The 16,821-nt window shown below is 70.4% G+C and carries 16 protein-coding genes; 9 read left to right on the top strand and 7 right to left on the bottom strand.

The genetic code is table 11. The features are described 5' to 3' along the window. Window positions 1-101 precede the first annotated feature (101 nt). Entirely contained in the window at window positions 102-3,140 is a 3,039-nt protein-coding gene (locus tag ESP57_RS09555; RefSeq protein WP_115959188.1) for an alpha-N-acetylglucosaminidase TIM-barrel domain-containing protein, read from the top strand. A gap of 31 nt (window positions 3,141-3,171) precedes the next feature. Here ESP57_RS09555 and ESP57_RS09550 read toward each other — a convergent pair whose 3' ends face one another. After that, the gene (locus ESP57_RS09550; protein ID WP_115959186.1) at window positions 3,172-4,179 is read right to left on the bottom strand and encodes a hypothetical protein; all 1,008 of its coding nucleotides are present in this window, start codon (window positions 4,177-4,179) and stop codon (window positions 3,172-3,174) included. Window positions 4,180-4,182: 3 nt separating this feature from the next. After that, window positions 4,183-4,674, bottom strand: a complete 492-nt coding sequence (locus ESP57_RS09545) for an ATP-dependent zinc protease family protein (RefSeq protein WP_056006456.1) — start codon at window positions 4,672-4,674, stop codon at window positions 4,183-4,185. 25 nt (window positions 4,675-4,699) lie between these two features. Between ESP57_RS09545 and rimK the strand changes: the two genes are divergently transcribed. Further along, the gene (rimK, locus tag ESP57_RS09540) at window positions 4,700-5,890 is read left to right on the top strand and encodes a 30S ribosomal protein S6--L-glutamate ligase (protein ID WP_056006453.1); all 1,191 of its coding nucleotides are present in this window, start codon (window positions 4,700-4,702) and stop codon (window positions 5,888-5,890) included. 142 nt (window positions 5,891-6,032) lie between these two features. On the opposite strand, the gene ESP57_RS09535 is transcribed toward rimK, so the two are convergent. Together ESP57_RS09535 and ESP57_RS09530 are read right to left on the bottom strand one after the other, a co-directional pair. After that, complete coding sequence (locus ESP57_RS09535) at window positions 6,033-6,395, bottom strand: GntR family transcriptional regulator (RefSeq protein WP_129231353.1); 363 nt, start codon at window positions 6,393-6,395, stop codon at window positions 6,033-6,035. A 34-nt stretch (window positions 6,396-6,429) separates the two neighbouring features. Beyond that, window positions 6,430-6,867: an Lrp/AsnC family transcriptional regulator gene (locus tag ESP57_RS09530; RefSeq protein ID WP_056006447.1), complete on the bottom strand. Its 438-nt coding sequence runs from the start codon at window positions 6,865-6,867 to the stop codon at window positions 6,430-6,432. Between the two features lie 90 nt (window positions 6,868-6,957). On the opposite strand from ESP57_RS09530, the gene ESP57_RS09525 reads away from it, so the two are divergent. Next, the gene (locus ESP57_RS09525) at window positions 6,958-7,758 is read left to right on the top strand and encodes an LLM class F420-dependent oxidoreductase (protein ID WP_056006444.1); all 801 of its coding nucleotides are present in this window, start codon (window positions 6,958-6,960) and stop codon (window positions 7,756-7,758) included. A 24-nt stretch (window positions 7,759-7,782) separates the two neighbouring features. Here ESP57_RS09525 and ESP57_RS09520 read toward each other — a convergent pair whose 3' ends face one another. Next, window positions 7,783-8,538: a hypothetical protein gene (locus ESP57_RS09520; RefSeq protein WP_129231352.1), complete on the bottom strand. Its 756-nt coding sequence runs from the start codon at window positions 8,536-8,538 to the stop codon at window positions 7,783-7,785. After that, complete coding sequence (locus ESP57_RS09515; protein WP_129231351.1) at window positions 8,535-9,422, bottom strand: hypothetical protein; 888 nt, start codon at window positions 9,420-9,422, stop codon at window positions 8,535-8,537. The genes ESP57_RS09520 and ESP57_RS09515 overlap by 4 nt, the downstream gene beginning before the upstream one ends. A 363-nt stretch (window positions 9,423-9,785) precedes the next feature. Here ESP57_RS09515 and ddaH point away from each other — a divergent pair, with 363 nt between their 5' ends. Both ddaH and rocD read left to right on the top strand, forming a co-directional pair. Continuing rightward, window positions 9,786-10,658 (top strand): dimethylargininase, encoded by an 873-nt coding sequence (gene ddaH / locus ESP57_RS09510; protein ID WP_129231669.1) that lies wholly within the window; start codon window positions 9,786-9,788, stop codon window positions 10,656-10,658. After that, a complete protein-coding gene (gene rocD / locus ESP57_RS09505; protein WP_207904518.1) occupies window positions 10,655-11,902 on the top strand; it encodes an ornithine--oxo-acid transaminase in 1,248 nt (415 codons plus the stop codon). Before ddaH ends, rocD begins: the two co-directional genes overlap by 4 nt. Here rocD and ESP57_RS09500 read toward each other — a convergent pair. Further along, on the bottom strand, window positions 11,889-12,629 hold the full coding sequence (locus tag ESP57_RS09500) for a DUF4097 family beta strand repeat-containing protein (protein WP_129231349.1): 741 nt from the start codon (window positions 12,627-12,629) through the stop codon (window positions 11,889-11,891). The genes rocD and ESP57_RS09500 overlap by 14 nt on opposite strands. A 274-nt stretch (window positions 12,630-12,903) precedes the next feature. On the opposite strand from ESP57_RS09500, the gene ESP57_RS09495 reads away from it, so the two are divergent. The 4 genes from ESP57_RS09495 to lepB all read left to right on the top strand — a co-directional run bounded on the left by ESP57_RS09495 (window position 12,904) and on the right by lepB (window position 16,793). Further along, window positions 12,904-13,653 carry a hypothetical protein gene (locus ESP57_RS09495; RefSeq protein ID WP_129231348.1) on the top strand — a complete coding sequence of 250 codons (750 nt, stop codon included), beginning with the start codon at window positions 12,904-12,906 and terminating at the stop codon, window positions 13,651-13,653. A gap of 11 nt (window positions 13,654-13,664) precedes the next feature. After that, window positions 13,665-15,539 (top strand): copper amine oxidase, encoded by a 1,875-nt coding sequence (locus ESP57_RS09490; protein ID WP_129231347.1) that lies wholly within the window; start codon window positions 13,665-13,667, stop codon window positions 15,537-15,539. A 61-nt stretch (window positions 15,540-15,600) separates the two neighbouring features. Beyond that, window positions 15,601-16,263 carry a DUF305 domain-containing protein gene (locus tag ESP57_RS09485; protein WP_129231346.1) on the top strand — a complete coding sequence of 221 codons (663 nt, stop codon included), beginning with the start codon at window positions 15,601-15,603 and terminating at the stop codon, window positions 16,261-16,263. Continuing rightward, complete coding sequence (gene lepB / locus ESP57_RS09480; protein ID WP_129231345.1) at window positions 16,260-16,793, top strand: signal peptidase I; 534 nt, start codon at window positions 16,260-16,262, stop codon at window positions 16,791-16,793. Before ESP57_RS09485 ends, lepB begins: the two co-directional genes overlap by 4 nt. The last annotated feature ends 28 nt before the right edge of the window (window positions 16,794-16,821 follow it).

The following is a 16,821-nucleotide window of genomic DNA, read 5'->3' as shown; positions in this document are numbered from 1 at the left end:
AATTTGAAATTGTCCTTGCGTTATTCGAGGTCAACTGGTTCCATTGCGACGTACAACCCCGTCGTCGGCTTCCCAAGCGATCTCTCGAAAGGGCCGTATCCATGATCCCCACTCCTCAACGTCGAGTGAGTCTGGTCGCCGTGCTGGCAGCTGCGTTGCTCGCGGCTCCACTCGGCGCCGGACCTGCGTTCGCGGCGTCCACGAGCGTCCACGTCCGAGCAGCGACGACGGCCGGCGTGGTCGTCACCGATGACGGCTTCGGTCCCGCTCGTGACGCCGCGGCCCGCCTGATCGGCACTGGCGCCGATGGCATCGACTTCGCCTCGCTCGAACCGGTGGGCGGGGCCGACCGCTACGAGGTGACCGCCGTCGACGGACGGATCCGCATCGCCGCGACGACACCGGGCACCGCGCTCGCCGGCCTGAACGCGTACCTCGGCAGCATCGGCCAGAACATCTCCTGGAACGTCCGCAACGTCGACCGCGATGCCGCGCTGCCGCTCCCGGACCGGCCCATCTCGTCGACCGCGAACGTCAGCCACCGGTTCTACGGCAACGACACCGAGGACGGCTACACCGGGGCGTACCGCAGCTGGGAGCAGTGGGAGCGAGAGATCGACGAGCTCGCCGCGCTCGGCTTCAACGAGGTCTTCATGCCGGTCGGCTCCGAGGCGGTGTACTTCGAGGTGCTGCAGCAGTTCGGCTACTCGGCCGAGGAGGCGCGGGCGTGGATCCCGCTGCCCGCGCACCAGCCGTGGTGGCTGCTGCAGAACATGGCGAGCTACCCGGCCGGCACGAGTGACGCACTGCTCGAGCAGCGCACCGAGCTCGGGCGCAAGATCGCCGACCGACTCCGCGAGCTCGACATCACACCGGTGCTCCCCGGTTACTTCGGCACGGTGCCGACCGACTTCGCCGCCCGCAACGCCGGTTCGCGGGTCGAGCCGCAGGGCGGCTGGGTCGGCTTCCAGCGCCCGGGCTGGCTCGACCCGAACTCGGCGGTGTTCCCGGCCGTGGCCGACGCGTTCTACGACGTCTCCGAGCGCCTGCTCGGCGCATCGACCGCCTACAAGATGGACGTCCTGCACGAGGGCGGGCAGCGCGGCCAAGTGGACGTGCCCGCCGCCTCGCGTGCCATCGAGACGGCGCTGCAGACCGCGCAGCCCGGTGCGACGTGGGTGTTGCTCGGCTGGCAGAGCAATCCGCCCGCCGATGTCGCCGCCGCAGTCGACCCCGAGACGACGTTCATCGTCGACGGGCTCTCCGACCGATACGGGATCCGCGACAAGCTCGAGTCGCAGTGGAGCGGTATCCCGTACGCCTTCGGCACGATCTGGAACTACGGCGGCCACACCACCATGGGTGCGGAGGTGAAGGTCTGGAACGAGCGGTTCACGCAGTTGCGCACCAAGGCGGGCAGCAAGCTCGACGGCATCGCCGCGCTTCCCGAGGGCGGGCTCAACAATCCCGTCGCGATCGAGTTCTTCGCCGGCATGGCCTGGCGCGATGACCCGGTCGACGTGAACGCCTGGTTCGATGACTGGACCGAGCGTCGCTACGGCACGGACGACCCGGAGCTGAAGGCCGCGTGGCGCATCCTCGCCGAGACGGCGTACGCGCTGCCCACGAACGACAGCTTCGCCGAGGCGCAGGACAGCCTGTACGCCGACCAGCCCTCGCTCTCGGCCTCGGCTGCGGCGTCGTGGTCGCCGACCGGTTTCGCCTACGACTCCGAGCGGTTCGCCGTGGCGCTCGACCATCTGCTCGCCGCAGCGCCCGCCGCATCGGATCTCCCGAGCTACCGGTACGACCTGATGGATGTGGCGCGTCAGGTGACCGCCAACACCTCGCGAACCCTGCTTCCGCAGCTGCAGCAGGCCTACGGCAACCTCGATCGCACCGCATTCACCCAGTTGAGCGAGGAATGGCTCGCGAACATGGAGCTCCTCGACGAGATCTCTGGCACCCAGCCGCAGATGCTGTTCGGGCGCTGGATCGCGGATGCCCGTGCTGCTGCCGCCGATGAGGCCGAGGCCGATCGGCTCGAGTTCGATGCTCGCGCCGTGGTCACCACATGGGGCGATCGAAGCGCCGTGAACGCGGGGCTGAACGACTACGCGAACCGCGAGTGGCAAGGCCTCGTCGGCACCTACTACACGGATCGCTGGGAGCGCTTCTTCCAGAGCATCCAGACGTCCTTCGACACCGGGAAGGCCCCGCAGGGCATCGACTGGTATGCCGTCGGCGCCGAGTTCAGCGGCTCGACCGACACGTCGGAATTCCTGACCGAGCCCGAGGGCGACATCGTCGCACTCGCGGGGCGGGCGCAGGCTGCACACGACGCTGCCGCCGCCGAGCTTCCCGATCCGCCCGCCGCAGGCACGCACTTCCTGTCGGACCTGCCCTTCGCCTCGGTGAAGCTCAACTCGGCGTACGGACCGATCGAACGGGATACCGAGATCGGCGAGCCCGCCGCCGGCGACGGGCAGCCGATCCGGCTCGCCGGTACCCAGTACGCGAAAGGCCTCGGCGTGAACTCGCCGACGACGATCGCGTTCAATCTCGGCGGGCGATGCACCGCGTTCAACGCCGTCGTCGGCATCGACGACATCATGAACAAGGCCGGTGCGAACCCGAACGTGATCTTCCGGGTCACGGTCGACGGTACGGTGCTCTTCGACAGCGGCGCGATGCTGAAGGGACAGGCGAAGCCCGTCAGCGTCGACACGACGGGGGTCGAGATCCTCACGCTGGAGGTCGACCCCAACGCCGCCGCCTCGCCCGCCGGTGCGGCCGAGTGGTGGGACCGCGCGGACTGGGCCGATGCCGAGGTCGACTGCGGCGAGCCGGAGCCCGTGCTCGCGGTCCAGACCGTCGTCGAGACCCGCTGCATCGCGTCGAAGGTGTACGTGTCGGTGCGAGCCACGAACGGCGAGTCCACGCCGGTCTCGATCGTCGTCCGCTCCGCCTATGGAGACAAGGAGTTCGCGAGCATCGCGACCGGCAGGAACGCGACCACGGCATTCAACGCTCGCGCCGCCGAGGTGCCGGCGGGCACGGTCACCGTCGAGGCGAAACGCCTCTCCGACGGCGTGACCGCGACGAGCACCGTCGCCTACGAGGCGCGCAGCTGCGGCTGACCGTGCCTCGGGTCGGACCCGGCGCGTCGGCTCAGCCGGCGCGCCGGAACGTCAGGACCTCGCCCCGCCGCGAGCGCTCGAGCGTGAACCCCTCGTCCTGCAACCGGCCGAGCACGCGCCGGGGCAGGGCCGGGAGTTCGGCGGTGGTGCCGGGCACCGGCTTCGCGATGCCCGTGACGAGTGAGACGTCGAGTCCCGCACCGCGCACCTCGATGCGGGCGTAGTCGCTCCTGCATCGCCAGACGAGACGCTCGAGATCGTGGAACGGGACGATCGTGGTCGTCGACCCGGTGCTGAGCCACAGCCGATCGTTCCCGAAGCCGATGACACCGGCGACGGTTCGTCGTCGCACCACCGCGAGCACGGCGAGGTACGGCGGCAGGGCGAAGACGACCCCGATGACGATGACCGTGAACCGGGGGCCGAAGGCGTAGACGAGGTCGCCCGCCGCGACGAGTGCTGCTGCGGCGAGCCCGCCCATCACGACCACGATCACGACGATGGCGGTCGTGAGTGCCCGCATCGTGATCGGCACCGCCGAGAAGCGCACCTCGGAGCCGTGGCCGTGCTCAGCGCGGACCCATTCGGGCGTGGTCAGCGCCGCCTTCGCCTTCGACGTGCCCACGATCGAGGAGACACGGGAGATCAGGCCGAGCCAGATCCAGCCCGCCGCGGGGATCGCCGCGAACTGCATGATGAGGAACGAGATCCGCACGAGCTCCGGGGTGGTCGCGACCACCGCACCGCCGAACTCGACGGCCGTCACCACGAACGCCGCCGACACGATCGCGCCGATCACGTGCACGATGACCCCCCGGCGCACGGGCGTCATGCGGAACGTCGCGTTGACGAACGAGAACCCGCACAGCCAGCCCCCGACGAGCATCAGCAGATACGGGATCAACTCGGTCGCCTGGCCGGCGAGGCCCCACGGAACGACCAGCGCGAGGCAGATCGCCGCCCAAACGAGCGGGCTGCCGACGAGTCGGCGTCGGCGCGGCGCGGGCGCGCCGACGGTCGCCGCAGGTGACGCGGTCACTGGTCAGGCGTGGGCGGTGGTGCGTCCGCGATTGCGGCGACGGATGCCGCGGGGCGCGCGCCCACCGACGAAGGACCGGGCCGAGTCGACGATGAAGCCCTGTCGCAGCGCCTCGCGGCCGATGAGCATGCGGAAGCCCATCTCGTCGCGATTGGTGAGCGTCACCTCGGCGGTCATCGTGCGGCCCATGAGCACGACGTCCATGAGCACGACGATGCGCTCCTCGGTGTGACCGGAGGAGCTTCGCACCGAGCGGCGGTCGTGCACCGGGCACTCGACGACGACGGCGTCTTCATCGGAGTTCTGCCACGGATGCACGCCGAATCGGACGATCGACTGGGCGCCGCGCTGCACCTCTTCGAGGTCGAAGGCGTGCAGCGACGAGGTGCGCGCACCCGTGTCGAGCTTCGCCTTGATCCACGGAACTCCGGCTCCGGGCAGGCTCACCCATTCGCGCCATCCCGCGATGGTGTTTGAATAGACGGGCTCTTCCACTCCACCATCTTCGCAGGGGCACACGATGAAACTGGCGATCCTCTCGCGCGCCCCGCAGGCGTATTCCACACAACGGCTCCGCACGGCCGCCCAACAGCGCGGTCACGAGGTCAAGGTGCTCGACACCCTGCGCTTCGCGATCGACCTGTCGGGGCCGGAGCCCGACCTGCAGTACCGCGGGCGCCGGCTCTCCGACTACGACGCCGTGCTGCCGCGTATCGGCAATTCGGTCACCTACTTCGGCACCGCCGTGGTGCGTCAGTTCGAGCAGATGGACGTCTACACGCCGAACACCGCGAACGGCATCACGAACTCGCGCGACAAACTGCGCGCGAACCAGATCCTCTCGCGCCACAACATCGGCATGCCCGCGACGGCGTTCGTGCGCAACCGCGCCGACGTGCGGCCGGCGATCGAACGCGTCGGGGGAGCGCCCGTCGTCATCAAGCTGCTCGAGGGCACGCAGGGCATCGGCGTCATCCTGGCACCCGAGGTCAAGGTCGCCGAGGCGATCATCGAGACGCTGCACTCGACGAAGCAGAACGTGTTGATCCAGCGCTTCATCAAGGAGAGCAGGGGCCGCGACATCCGTGCCCTCGTCGTCGGCGACCGCGTGGTCGCGGCCATGCGTCGCAGCGCGAGCGGCGACGAGTTCCGTTCGAACGTGCACCGCGGCGGCACCGTCGAGGCCGTCGAACTGACGCCCGAGTACGAGCAGGCGGCCGTGCGCTCGGCGCAGATCATGGGCCTGCGCGTCGCGGGCGTCGACATGCTCGAGGGCGACGACGGCCCGCTCGTCATGGAGGTCAACTCCTCGCCGGGCCTCGAGGGCATCGAGACGGCCACGAAGCTCGACGTGGCCGGCGCGATCATCGACCACATCGCGAACCAGGTCGCCTTCCCCGAGATCGACGTGCGCCAGCGGCTCACCGTCTCGACCGGCTACGGCGTCGCCGAGCTGATGGTGCACGGCGGGGCCGACCTCGTCGGCACGACGCTCGGGGAGTCGGGCCTCTGGGAGCGCGACATCACCGTGCTCACGCTGCACCGAGGCACGACCGTCATCCCCAACCCGCGCAAGGGCGTCGTGCTCGAGGGCGAAGACCGCCTGCTGTGCTTCGGCAAGCTCGAGGAGATGCGCTCGATGATCCCCGAGCGCCGTCGTCGCCGGTCGAAGGTGCGCAAGCTCCCGAAGCAGCCGATCCCCGAGGAGTGAGCCCGGTCGCTCATTGCGGCGATCGGTGATTCGAGCGGATGCCGCGGCGGCGATCGTGAGCGCGTCGCGAGATGTGCCGCAGATCGCTCATGTGAAGCTCGCCTCATGTGAGGCGAGCTTCACATGAGGCCGACGGGAACGCTCAGCGTTCGGCGTCGAGGGCCGACCCGATCAGGGCCAGGGCAGTTTCACGGTCGATGCCGAGACGGTGCACCCGGTCGGCGAATGCGATGGCCGCGACCTGCGCCTCACGCGTGACCGGGTCGCCGGTCTCGGAGACGAAGGAGCCTGCACGTCCGCGCCCCTCGATCACGTGGTCGTCTTCGAGTGCGCGGTACGCCTTGGCGACGGTGTTCACCGCGAGTCCGAGTTCGGCCGCGAGGGCGCGAACCGTCGGCAGCCGAGTGCCCGGCGCGAGCGAACCGCTCGCGACGGCATCGATCACCTGTCGGCGCAGCTGCTCGAACGGCGGCGCAGAGGCGCCGGGGTCGATCGACAGCTTCATGCCCGCTGCTCCGTGCCCGAGGCATCCGTCATCGTCAGTCCCGGTTGCGGTTGACGAGACGCGACAGCACGATCGCGCTACGGGTGTGGTCGACGTTCGGCGCGATGCGCACCCGCTCGAGCGCCTCTTCGAGTGAGGCGATGTCGCGGGCGCGCATGTGCACGATCGCGTCGGCGCTCCCGGTCACGGTGCCTGCGTAGACGACCTCTGGCACGCCCTGCAGGATGCGCTGGAGCTCGTCGGGCGCGACGGTACCGCGGCAGAAGAGCTCGACGTAGGCTTCGGTCGACATGCCGTCGACGGTCGGGTCGACCTGGATGGTGAACGAGCGGATGACCCCGTCGGCGACGAGCCGGTCGACGCGGCGCTTCACGGCGGAGGCCGAGAGGCCCACCGACGATCCGATGTCGCCGTATCCTGCCCGGGAGTTCTGCCGCAGCAGATCGAGGATGGCGCGATCGAGGTTGTCCATTCTCGGATTGTATGTCGATCCTTTGCGTTCCTGCAGAAGATGGCGCACATTTCCTGCGCCCTGCGCGGATTCCCGGCCTAGGCTGGTGGGATGCCCATCGATTCCCCCGTGCGTCTGGCCGTGCAGGTGCAGCCGCAGCACGCCGAGTACCCCGCCATCCGCGACACCGTCATGCGCCTCGAGGAACTCGGCGTCGACGTGGTCTTCAACTGGGACCACTTCTTCCCCCTGACCGGGGATCGCGACGGCCTGCACTTCGAGGCGTGGACCATGCTCGGCGCGTGGGCCGAGCAGACCGAGCGCATCGAGTTCGGCACCCTCGTGAACTGCAACTCGTACCGCGGCGCCGACCTGCAGGCCGACATGGCCCGCACCCTCGACCACATCAGCGCGAAGGGCGGCACCGGCCGGTTCATCTTCGGCACCGGATCCGGCTGGTTCGAGCGCGACTACGACGAGTACGGCTACGAATTCGGCACCCGCGGCTCGCGGCTGAACGCGCTCGCGGATGCCATGCCCCGCATCGAGGCCCGGTGGGCGAAGCTGAACCCGCCGCCGACCCGGCGGATCCCCGTGATGATCGGCGGCAAGGGCGAGCAGAAGACGCTGCGCATCGTCGCCCGGCACGCCGACATCTGGCACTCCTTCGTCGCGCCCGACGAGCTGCGGCACAAGCTCGACGTGCTCGCCCGCTGGGGCGACGAGGTGGGGCGGGATGTCTCGGAGATCACCGTCTCGAACGAACTCGATCGAGCGGGCCACGACGTCGAGCACGCCGAGGCGCTCTTCGACGCCGGCGTGCGGCTCTTCACGATCGGCATCGGCGGCCCGGCGTACGACCTCGACCCGGTTCGGCGCTGGCTCGCCTGGCGCGACGCGAAGAACGGCTGAACCGTCGCGGCGCCCTGCCGCCGACTAACGGGCCGTCGACACGGTCAGCGATCCATCCGGCTGCCAGGTCACGTCGAGGCTCGGCACTGCGCCGGAGCTCGACCAGCCGACGCTCAGCCCCTCGTGTGGGAACCGGCCATCGATCGTGCAGGTCGCCGCCCCACCCAGGTCGTTGCCCATGGTGAGGACGAGGCAGAACTCGCTGTCGTCGCGCCCAGCGAAAACGAGTGAGCCGTCGGCGCGCGTCGCGAGCAAGCGGGTCTCCATTGGTCCGTTGCCGAAGTCGGGAACCATGCTGGCCGGAGGCACGTCGGCGTCGGTCGCGGGCCGAACGAACACCGCAGCCGCGGCTGACCCAGCTGCAGCCGGCTGGGATGCGAGAAACTCGGCCTGCGTTCGCGGGCCCGGGAACACCGACTCGGCAGCGGCGGCGAGCTCCGCCTGCTGCTCGGCCTCTCGGGCGCCGAGCTGCCAGCCGGCGAGCACGCCGACGACGAGGGCCGCGGTCGCGGCGATGATCACGCGTCGCACTCGGCGCCGGGGGTCGGCAGCGGTGGCAGCGGCCGGCGGCATGTCGACGGCAAGGCCGTCGGCTCCGGTCGCATCGATGTCGGACGGTCCAGTCGGAGCAGGTGTCGCGTCGGCGCCGGCAGAGGCACTCTCGTGAATTGCCGAGGCCCGAAGTTCGAGCAGTTCGCGCGCGGCCGCTTCCCGCTCGTCGTCGCTCGCGCCGGAGCCGTAGACGAGCCGCTCGAGATCGGCGATGCGGTCGGTCGTCACTCCGTGCCCCCTTCGTCCTCTTCGGCGACCACGGGCTCGGCGGCCGGTTCGCCCGCCGGAGTGAGTTCCACGGCGCCGTCGCGTCGCCAGAGCACCGTCGTCGCCGTCGTCGCCGACGTCCCGTTCACGACGGTCGTGCGCAGGCCCTCGCCGTTCACGATCTGAGCGGTGGTGCAGGCCGGTGCGCCGTCCTCCGCGCCCGCCGTCCAGCTCGCGATGAGGCAGAGCTCGCCGTCGCGGACCGCCGAGTAGACCACGAGCCCGTCGGGCCGACTGAGCAGACGTCGGGCGCTCTCGCCGTCGAGCAGGTAGCTCTGCACGAACTCCGGGTCGAGGAGATCGGACTCCGCCTGCGGTCGGTCGAGTCCGCCGACCATCGACGTCTCGCCGAGCGGAACGGTGGCGGGTGCGGTCGGCACGGCGATCGAGGCATCCGGGCCCGCCGTCGACATGGGCTCCGAGGGCGGCACCGAACGGCCGCCGAGCTGCCACCCGATGCCCAGCCCGAGTGCGAGCGCGACGGCGCCGGCCGCGATCGCCCAGCGGATGCCGCGGGCATCCGTCGGCGCCGAGGCGGGCAGCGGCTCGAACGGCGACGCGGATCCGGGCTCGGCCTCGGTCGGCTCGCCAGGCCGTTCTCCGGCCGTGCGGTGGGCAGCGAGGGTCGACCGGGCTTGGCGTTCCGCCGCGGCATCCGCTTCGGCTCGGCGCAGTTCCTCCAGCTCGGCGGCGGCCGAGTGCCGCTCCGGCTCCGAGGCGTCGGCGCCGAACACGATGCGCTGCAGCTCGGCGGTGCGGGCGGCAGCGGCAGCTGCAGGGTCGGTCCCGGCGTCGCCACCGGGGTCGGGGGAGTCGGCGCGGGACCGGTCGTCCACGTCAGTCATGCCGGTCTCCGTCGCTCCGCCCGGGGGTGGCACGTCGGGTCGCGCAGGTCCGGGTCGCTTCAGCATGCCTCAGGGTCGCGCCGACGGCAAGCGAGGAAGAAACGCGTCAGACGCCTCATCCGTTCACGCGCTCACGCACGGATGCGGCGCCAGATCGTCGAACGGGCACGAATCTTGCGCAGCACGCCACCAACCACGCCGCGAATACACCCACACTTGAAGCAGGCGACCCGACGGCGGCGAAACCCGAACGCTGCCGTCGGACTCGCGAACAGCGAGTCGGTGCGCCGACGTTGCACGGAGCGGATGCCGCAGGCCCCCAAGCGGCATCCGCTCCCCCTTCGAAGGAGCGAGATGTCGACGATGATCGCGACCGGCGGCCAGCCCGGCGAGCGACCCGCTGCGCAGGCGGCACGCCCCGAACGCCGGCCCACCGCGCGCAGCGTGCTCATGTGCCGCCCCGAGCACTTCACCGTCGTCTACCGCATCAACCCGTGGATGAATCCGGCCGAGCCGACCGACACGTCCCTCGCGCTCGCGCAGTGGCAGGTGTTGCACGACACCTTCGTCGGGCTCGGCTACGACGTGCAGCTCATCGAGCCGATCGAGGGCCTGCCCGACATGGTCTACGCCGCGAACGGCGGGTTCGTGATCGACGGCATCGCCTACGGGGCCAAGTTCACCTACGCCGAGCGCCAGCCCGAGGGTCCGGCCTACATGGAGTGGTTCCGCGAGGCTGGATTCGACGTGCGGGAGCCGGTGGAGATCAACGAGGGCGAGGGCGACTTCCTGCTCGTCGGCGACGCGATCCTCGCGGGCACCGGGTTCCGCAGCGACTCTCGCTCGCACGAGGAGCTCGCCGCGATCTTCGGCCGCGAGGTCGTGACGCTGCGGCTCGTGGACCCGAGCTTCTACCACCTCGACACGGCGGTCGCCGTGCTCGACCCGACGCCCGGCCAGGAGCACATCGCCTACCTGCCGAGCGCGTTCGACGAGGCATCCGTCGCCCTGCTGCAGGCGCGCTTCCCCGACGCGATCATCGTGAACGAGACGGATGCCGCAGTGCTCGGCCTCAACTCGTTCAGCGACGGCTACCACGTGGTCATCGCCTCACGGGCGACCGACTTCGAACGACAACTCCGCGAACACGGATACCACCCGATCGGCGTCGACCTCTCCGAGCTGCTGCTCGGCGGGGGCGGCGTCAAATGCTGCACCCTGGAGCTGCGCCGATGACCCTGAACCGACCCGCCACGACCACCGACCGCACCGCCGATGCGATCCTGCTCGAAGACGAGCACGCGGCGCACAACTACCATCCGCTGCCGGTCGTCGTCGCCTCAGGCGAGGGCGCCTGGGTGACGGATGTCGAGGGGCGTCGCTACCTCGATTGCCTCGCTGCCTACTCGGCAGTGAACTTCGGTCACGGCAATCCCCAGCTCGTCGAGGCCGCCCGCGAGCAGCTCGGCCGCATCACGCTCACCAGCCGCGCGTTCCACAACGACCGGCTCGGCCCGTTCGTCACCGAGCTCGCGGCACTCTGCGGCAAGGACATGGTGCTGCCCATGAACACGGGCGCCGAGGCCGTCGAATCGGCCGTCAAGGTCGCGCGCGCCTGGGGCTACCGGGTGAAGGGCGTGGCAGACGACGCCGCGAACATCGTCGTGATGGCCGGCAACTTCCACGGCCGCACGACGACGATCATCTCGTTCAGCGACGACCCCGACGCGCGCGACGACTTCGGGCCGTACACGCCGGGCTTCCGCGCAGTGCCGTACGGGGACGCCGCCGCGGTCGCCGCCGCGATCGACGAGAACACCGTTGCCGTGCTCGTCGAGCCGATCCAGGGGGAGGCCGGCATCGTCGTGCCCCCCGCCGACTTCCTGCCGTCGCTGCGTGCGCTCTGCACGGAGCGCCGGGTACTGCTCATCGCCGACGAGATCCAATCGGGGCTCGGTCGTGTGGGCGCGACGTTCGCGTGCGACCTCGTCGGCGTCGTTCCCGACCTGTACCTGCTCGGCAAGGCGCTCGGCGGCGGTATCGTGCCGGTCTCCGCGGTCGTCGGCGACCGGGAGGTGCTCGGGGTGCTCCGCCCCGGCGAGCACGGATCGACCTTCGGGGGCAATCCGCTCGCGGCATCCGTCGGCCTCGAAGTCGTGCGCATGCTCGCGAGCGGCCGGCCGCAGGAGCGCGCGCGGGAGCTCGGCGCCCATCTGCAGTCCCGCCTGAGCGCCCTCGTCGGGCACGGCGTCGTGGAGGTGCGCGGCGCGGGCCTCTGGGCCGGCGTCGACATCGACCCGGCGCTCGCGACCGGTCGCGAGGTCTGCGAGGCGCTCATGCGACGCGGAGTGCTCGCGAAGGACACGCACGGGTCGACCATCCGGCTGGCGCCGCCGATCGTGGTCGAGCAGGCCGACCTCGACTGGGCCGTCGACCAGCTCGCCGACGTGCTCGAGGAGCTCGCGGTCAGCGACCGGTGACGCGGATCGCCCCGTTCGAGGTGGCGAGGTCGAGTTCGAACTCGCCGTCGGAGTCCTCGTCGATGTCGATGTCGACCGCTCCGTTCGACGTGTCGGTCGTGACGCGGTAGCCGGCGCTGTCGGGCGGCACTGCGAGGTCGATCGCACCGTTGGAGGTGCGCGCCTCGACGTCTTGCGCGGCGCTGAGCCGCAGTTCGATCCCGCCGTTCGAAGTCGATGCCCGCACGCCGCTGCCGGCGAGGCCGCGACCCTCGATGCGCCCGTTGCTCGTCTCCACCTCGATCGAGCCGGTGACGTCGTCGAGTTCGATGCGCCCGTTGTTCGTCGCCACGTCGACCTCGTTCACCTTGGTGAGCTCGATCGCGCCGTTCGACGTGGCGCCGCGCACGTCGACGCCCGGCGGGAGCGAGATCGAGTACTCGACCGTGCAGCGGCGACCGCACCCGCTGAGCACGAGCACGCCGTCGTCGACCTCGAACGTCGACCCGACCTCGCGGTCGCCGTGGTACGAGACGGTTCGCGAGACCTCGATCTCCGTGGCCTCGTCGTCACCCTCCACCGTGACGCCGCCGGCGGGCTGGTCGATCTCGATCGTGTGGACCTGCTCGTCGAGGGTCGACTCGTCGCTGAACCGCTCGGGCGGGGTGAGGAGGCCGCATCCGCTCAAGAGCAGTGCCGCTGCCGTGGCGGCGGTGCCGATCGCGATCGAGCGTGCTGTGCGATTCATGGTCTCTCCCTCGGGCGCTCGTGTCCGCCCCTCCTGCGACCATAACGAGGCCGGTGGCCTGCCCGCACGGGGGCATGCCCCCGGAACCCCCGTGCGGGTTCGGCCGCGCTACTTCGCGAGGAAGGCGAGCAGCGCCTCGGGGCCGCGGCAACGCGGAGACCAACCCGTCTCAAGCTCATTCACGCGGACGAAACAGTCGCCGCGACGCCCCGAAACACGGTCTTCCTAGGGTCGCCGTGTTCGCAAGCGCGAACGACAGTGTCCAGGAGGTTCGATGCAATCACCACCGAGCAACACCCGCACGAGACGGCTGCCGTACGCGATCCTGGGGGGCGGCGTCGTCGCCGCGGCCGCGATCGTGGGCGGATTCATGGCGATCCCGGCGGTCAGCGGCGCGAACGGCGCCGAGAGCTCCGAGGCGAGGGCCCTCGACGAGGTCACCTCGAAGCCCGAGCTCGGGTCGCCGCGCGACCCGCTCAGTCCGGCCGAGCTCAGCTACGCCATCCACCTCGCGAGCACCGACGCGAGCGTGCCCGACGACGTCACCTCCGTCGACGGTTCGGCCGCGCCGCAGGTGCTCTCGGTCGACATCCCGACGCGGAACGTCGATTCGCCCGACCGGCTCGTCGACGTCTTCCTGTTCGACTACACCTCGAACCAGACCTTCCTGCAGACGGTCGACCTCACCGCCGGCAGCGTCGAGAGCACGGCGAGGCAGGGGGTGCAGCCGCCGCCCAGCCCCGACGAGGTCGACTACGCGTTCGGCGTCTTCCTCGGCGACCCAGCGGCCAGCGCGGCCGTCCGCGCCGAGTACGCGGCCGTCGCGGGTGAGGAGCTCGAGTCGATCGACCAGCTCGCCGTGACCGGAGGCGCGTTCGTGCCGGATGCCGGGACCCTCGGCGCCGACGCCTGCAGTATCGACCGTTGCGTCGAGATGCAGTTCCGCGTGCCGGGCGGCGGTTACCTCGACACGACCGGGTTCGTCGTCGACCTGTCCACCGAGTCCGTGATCGGCATCAAGTGAAAGGCGCAGTGATGAAGAGGATGTCCCGGGCGATCGCCCTCGCTGCGGCCGCCGTCGCGGTCGCCGCAGGCCTCGCCGTCGTGCCGGTGTCCGCGGCCACCGCCGCCGCACCGACCGTCAACTGCTCGGGCGACGCGCGCATCGAGAAGTCGTTCGAGAACGGCACCGAATGGCAGATGTGCTGGCGCATCGACAGCAAGCACGGCCTCGTGCTCGAGCAGGTCGCCGTCAAGGCGCCCGGCGAGGACTCGTACCGCCGTGTGCTCGACTCCGTCAGCCTCGGCCAGCTCAACGTGCCGTACGACACGGGCAAGAACGTCTGGAACGACATCACGTCGTACGGCTTCGGCAACCAGTACCTGCAGAAGCTCAGCGCGGCCGAGTGCACCACCGGCACGCTCCGCGACTACGGGCAGGCCTGGAGCATCACCCGACGCGGTGAGACGACGAACTACCTGCGCACGATCCCGTCGCTGTGCATCACCGACACGACCCGGGACCTCGCATACCGCTCGCACGAGCAGACCTGGGGCTCGATCGAGGACGCCCCGCTGTTCACCGCGACCGGGCAGGCGTTCGACCTCACGATCGTCTCGAAGGTCGACTGGTACGAGTACGCCACGAAGGTCGAGTTCACCGACGAGGGCGCGATCTCGTTCAACCTGGGCGCGACCGGCGACGTCTCGTACGAGGACTTCGACGCCGACGCCACCACGGGCTGGCCGATCGGCACGGATGCCGCGGACTACGCGGCCTCGCACTGGCACAACGCGTTCTGGCGGCTCGACTTCGGGCTCGACGGCCAGGCGTTGCAGCAGGTCGAGCAGTACGACTCGACGCTCGGCGAGCCGGGTGAGCAGGCGCCGCTCATGCACACGACCGGCGCGACCGTCGAGCACCCGGCCAATCTCGTGCCCGCGGCCGACACCACCTGGTGGCGGGTCGTGGCACCCGAGAGCCGCAACGCCGACAACCACGCCAGGTCGTACGAGTTCGTGTTCCCCGGTTCGCAGCTCTACCAGGGCAACCCGATCACGCAGCCGCTCATCAGCGTCACGAACTACGCCGACTGCGAGCAGTTCGCGAGCAACAACCTCAACCCGGCCTGCCCGAACCTGAGCGTGCTCGACTACGTCGCGAACAGTGCGGATGCGGCGCTGACCGATCCGGTCGCGTGGGTCAACAGCGGGTTCCACCACGTCGTGCGCGACGAGGACCAGAGCCCGATGCAGACGCACTGGCAGTCGTTCTCGATCATGCCGCGAGACTGGACGGCGCAGTCGATGAGCACGCCCGACGGGCGCTCGTGCATCGACGGCGATCCGGGCGGCGAGATCCACAGCGACGAGTCGCCGTGCGAGGCCGTCGAGCCGACGACCCCGCCCGAGACGACGCCGCCGACGGAGACCCCGACGGAGACGCCGACGCCGACGCCGACCGAGGGCGAGGATGCCCCGAGCCTCTCGATCTCGTCGACGGAGCTCTCGCCCGGCGAGAGCTTCGAGCTCGAGGGTGCGGGCTTCGCCGCCGATGAGGCCGTCGAGGTCGTGCTGCACTCCGAGCCGATCACGGTGGGAACCCTCACCGCCGACGCGGAAGGCGTGATCGCCGGGACGCTCGAGCTGCCCGCGGCGGCCGCCGCCGGTGAGCACACGATCGTCGTGACCGGAGCCGAGTCGGGTCTGACCGCGGAGGTCGCCGTCACGGTCGCGTCCGCGCCGACGGGCGCCGCGGCGGCCGGCGGCGGCTCGGGCGCCGGCATGCTCGCGTTCACCGGCACGGCGCTCCCGATCGCCGCGGCATCGGCTGCGGTCGTGCTACTCGCGGCCGGCGGCCTGCTGCTGCTGCTTCGGCGACGCCGCCGGTCGGCGATCACGTCGGCCTGATCCAGCTGGCGGCGGTCCGGCATCGGCCGAACCGCCGCCTCCGATCCACCGAAGGAGCACCATGCGGCGTCCCATCGCCACGACCGTCGCCCTCGTCGTGATCCTCGTCGCCGGCGCATCCGCCGTCGGCCCGTGGCTCGCGGCATCCGATGCAGCCAGGGCCGCCGAGCTCGTCGACGCCGCACCGGGCCGCACCGTGATCGCGGCATCCCAACGTGACGAAGCGATCGCCGCCGTGCCGGCTGAGGCGACCGTGGGTGTGGAGGATCCGCCGAACGACGCGGACATGACGTTCGCGATGATGATGATCCCGCATCACGAGCAGGCGATCGAGCTGTCGCGGATCCTCGCGGCGACACCGGGCATCGATGAGTTCTCGCGCTCGCTCGCGGCCTTCATCGAGACGGACCAGACGAACGAGATCGCGGCGATGCGGGCCTGGACCGAGGCCTGGCACGGGGTCGGCGTCATGAACCACAGCGGCGGCATCATGTCCGGTATGGCGACGCCCGAGCAGGTCGCGGCGTTCGACGCGCTCTCGGGCGGGCAGGCCGAGGCGCGTTTCCTCGACCTGATGATCGCCCACCACCGGGGCGCGCTCACGATGGCCGACGAGGCGATCGCCGAGGGCTCCAACAGCTACATCCGCTCGCTCGCCAAGCACATCGCGGCCGAGCAGGAACGCGAGATCGAGGCGATGATCCTGCGACGGGCCGAGCTGTGAGCCGCCGCCGCGCCGTCGCCTGGATCGTGGTCGTCACGCTCGCCGTCTGTGCCGCATCGGCGCTGACCACGGAGACAGTGTTCCGGGCGGACTCGGACTCCATGTCGCCCACGATCGAGGTCGGGGACGTCCTGGTCGCCGCACGCCATCGTGGCGGGGGACCGGGGCGGGGCGACGTCGTCGTCTTCACGGATCCCGGCGGCTGGGGCGAGCGTGTCGCCGGGCTGCTCGGCCGCGAGGACACGCCCTCGACCTTCGTGAAACGCGTGATCGGGCTGCCGGGTGAACGAGTCGCCTGCTGCACGGCGGGCGGCGCGCTGACGGTCGACGGCGAACCGCTCGCCGAGGACTACCGAGAGGCGGGCGACGAGCTCGCAAGCGTGCTCGCGTTCGACAGGACCGTGCCGGCAGGCTCGGTCTTCGTGCTCGGTGATGCACGGGCCGCGTCGATCGACTCCCGGTACCTCGGGTCGGTTCCGATCACTTCCCTGATCGGCACGCTGCAGTTCGTGGTCCCGCTCGGCGGTTGAGCCCGGCGCACGTGTCCGCCCGCGGCAT

The sequence above is a fragment of the Agromyces fucosus genome, assembly GCF_004134865.1.
In the GTDB taxonomy this organism is placed as follows: domain Bacteria; phylum Actinomycetota; class Actinomycetes; order Actinomycetales; family Microbacteriaceae; genus Agromyces; species Agromyces fucosus.
Note: the sequence above shows the minus strand (reverse complement) of the source record. Positions and strands in the feature narration are given on the sequence as shown.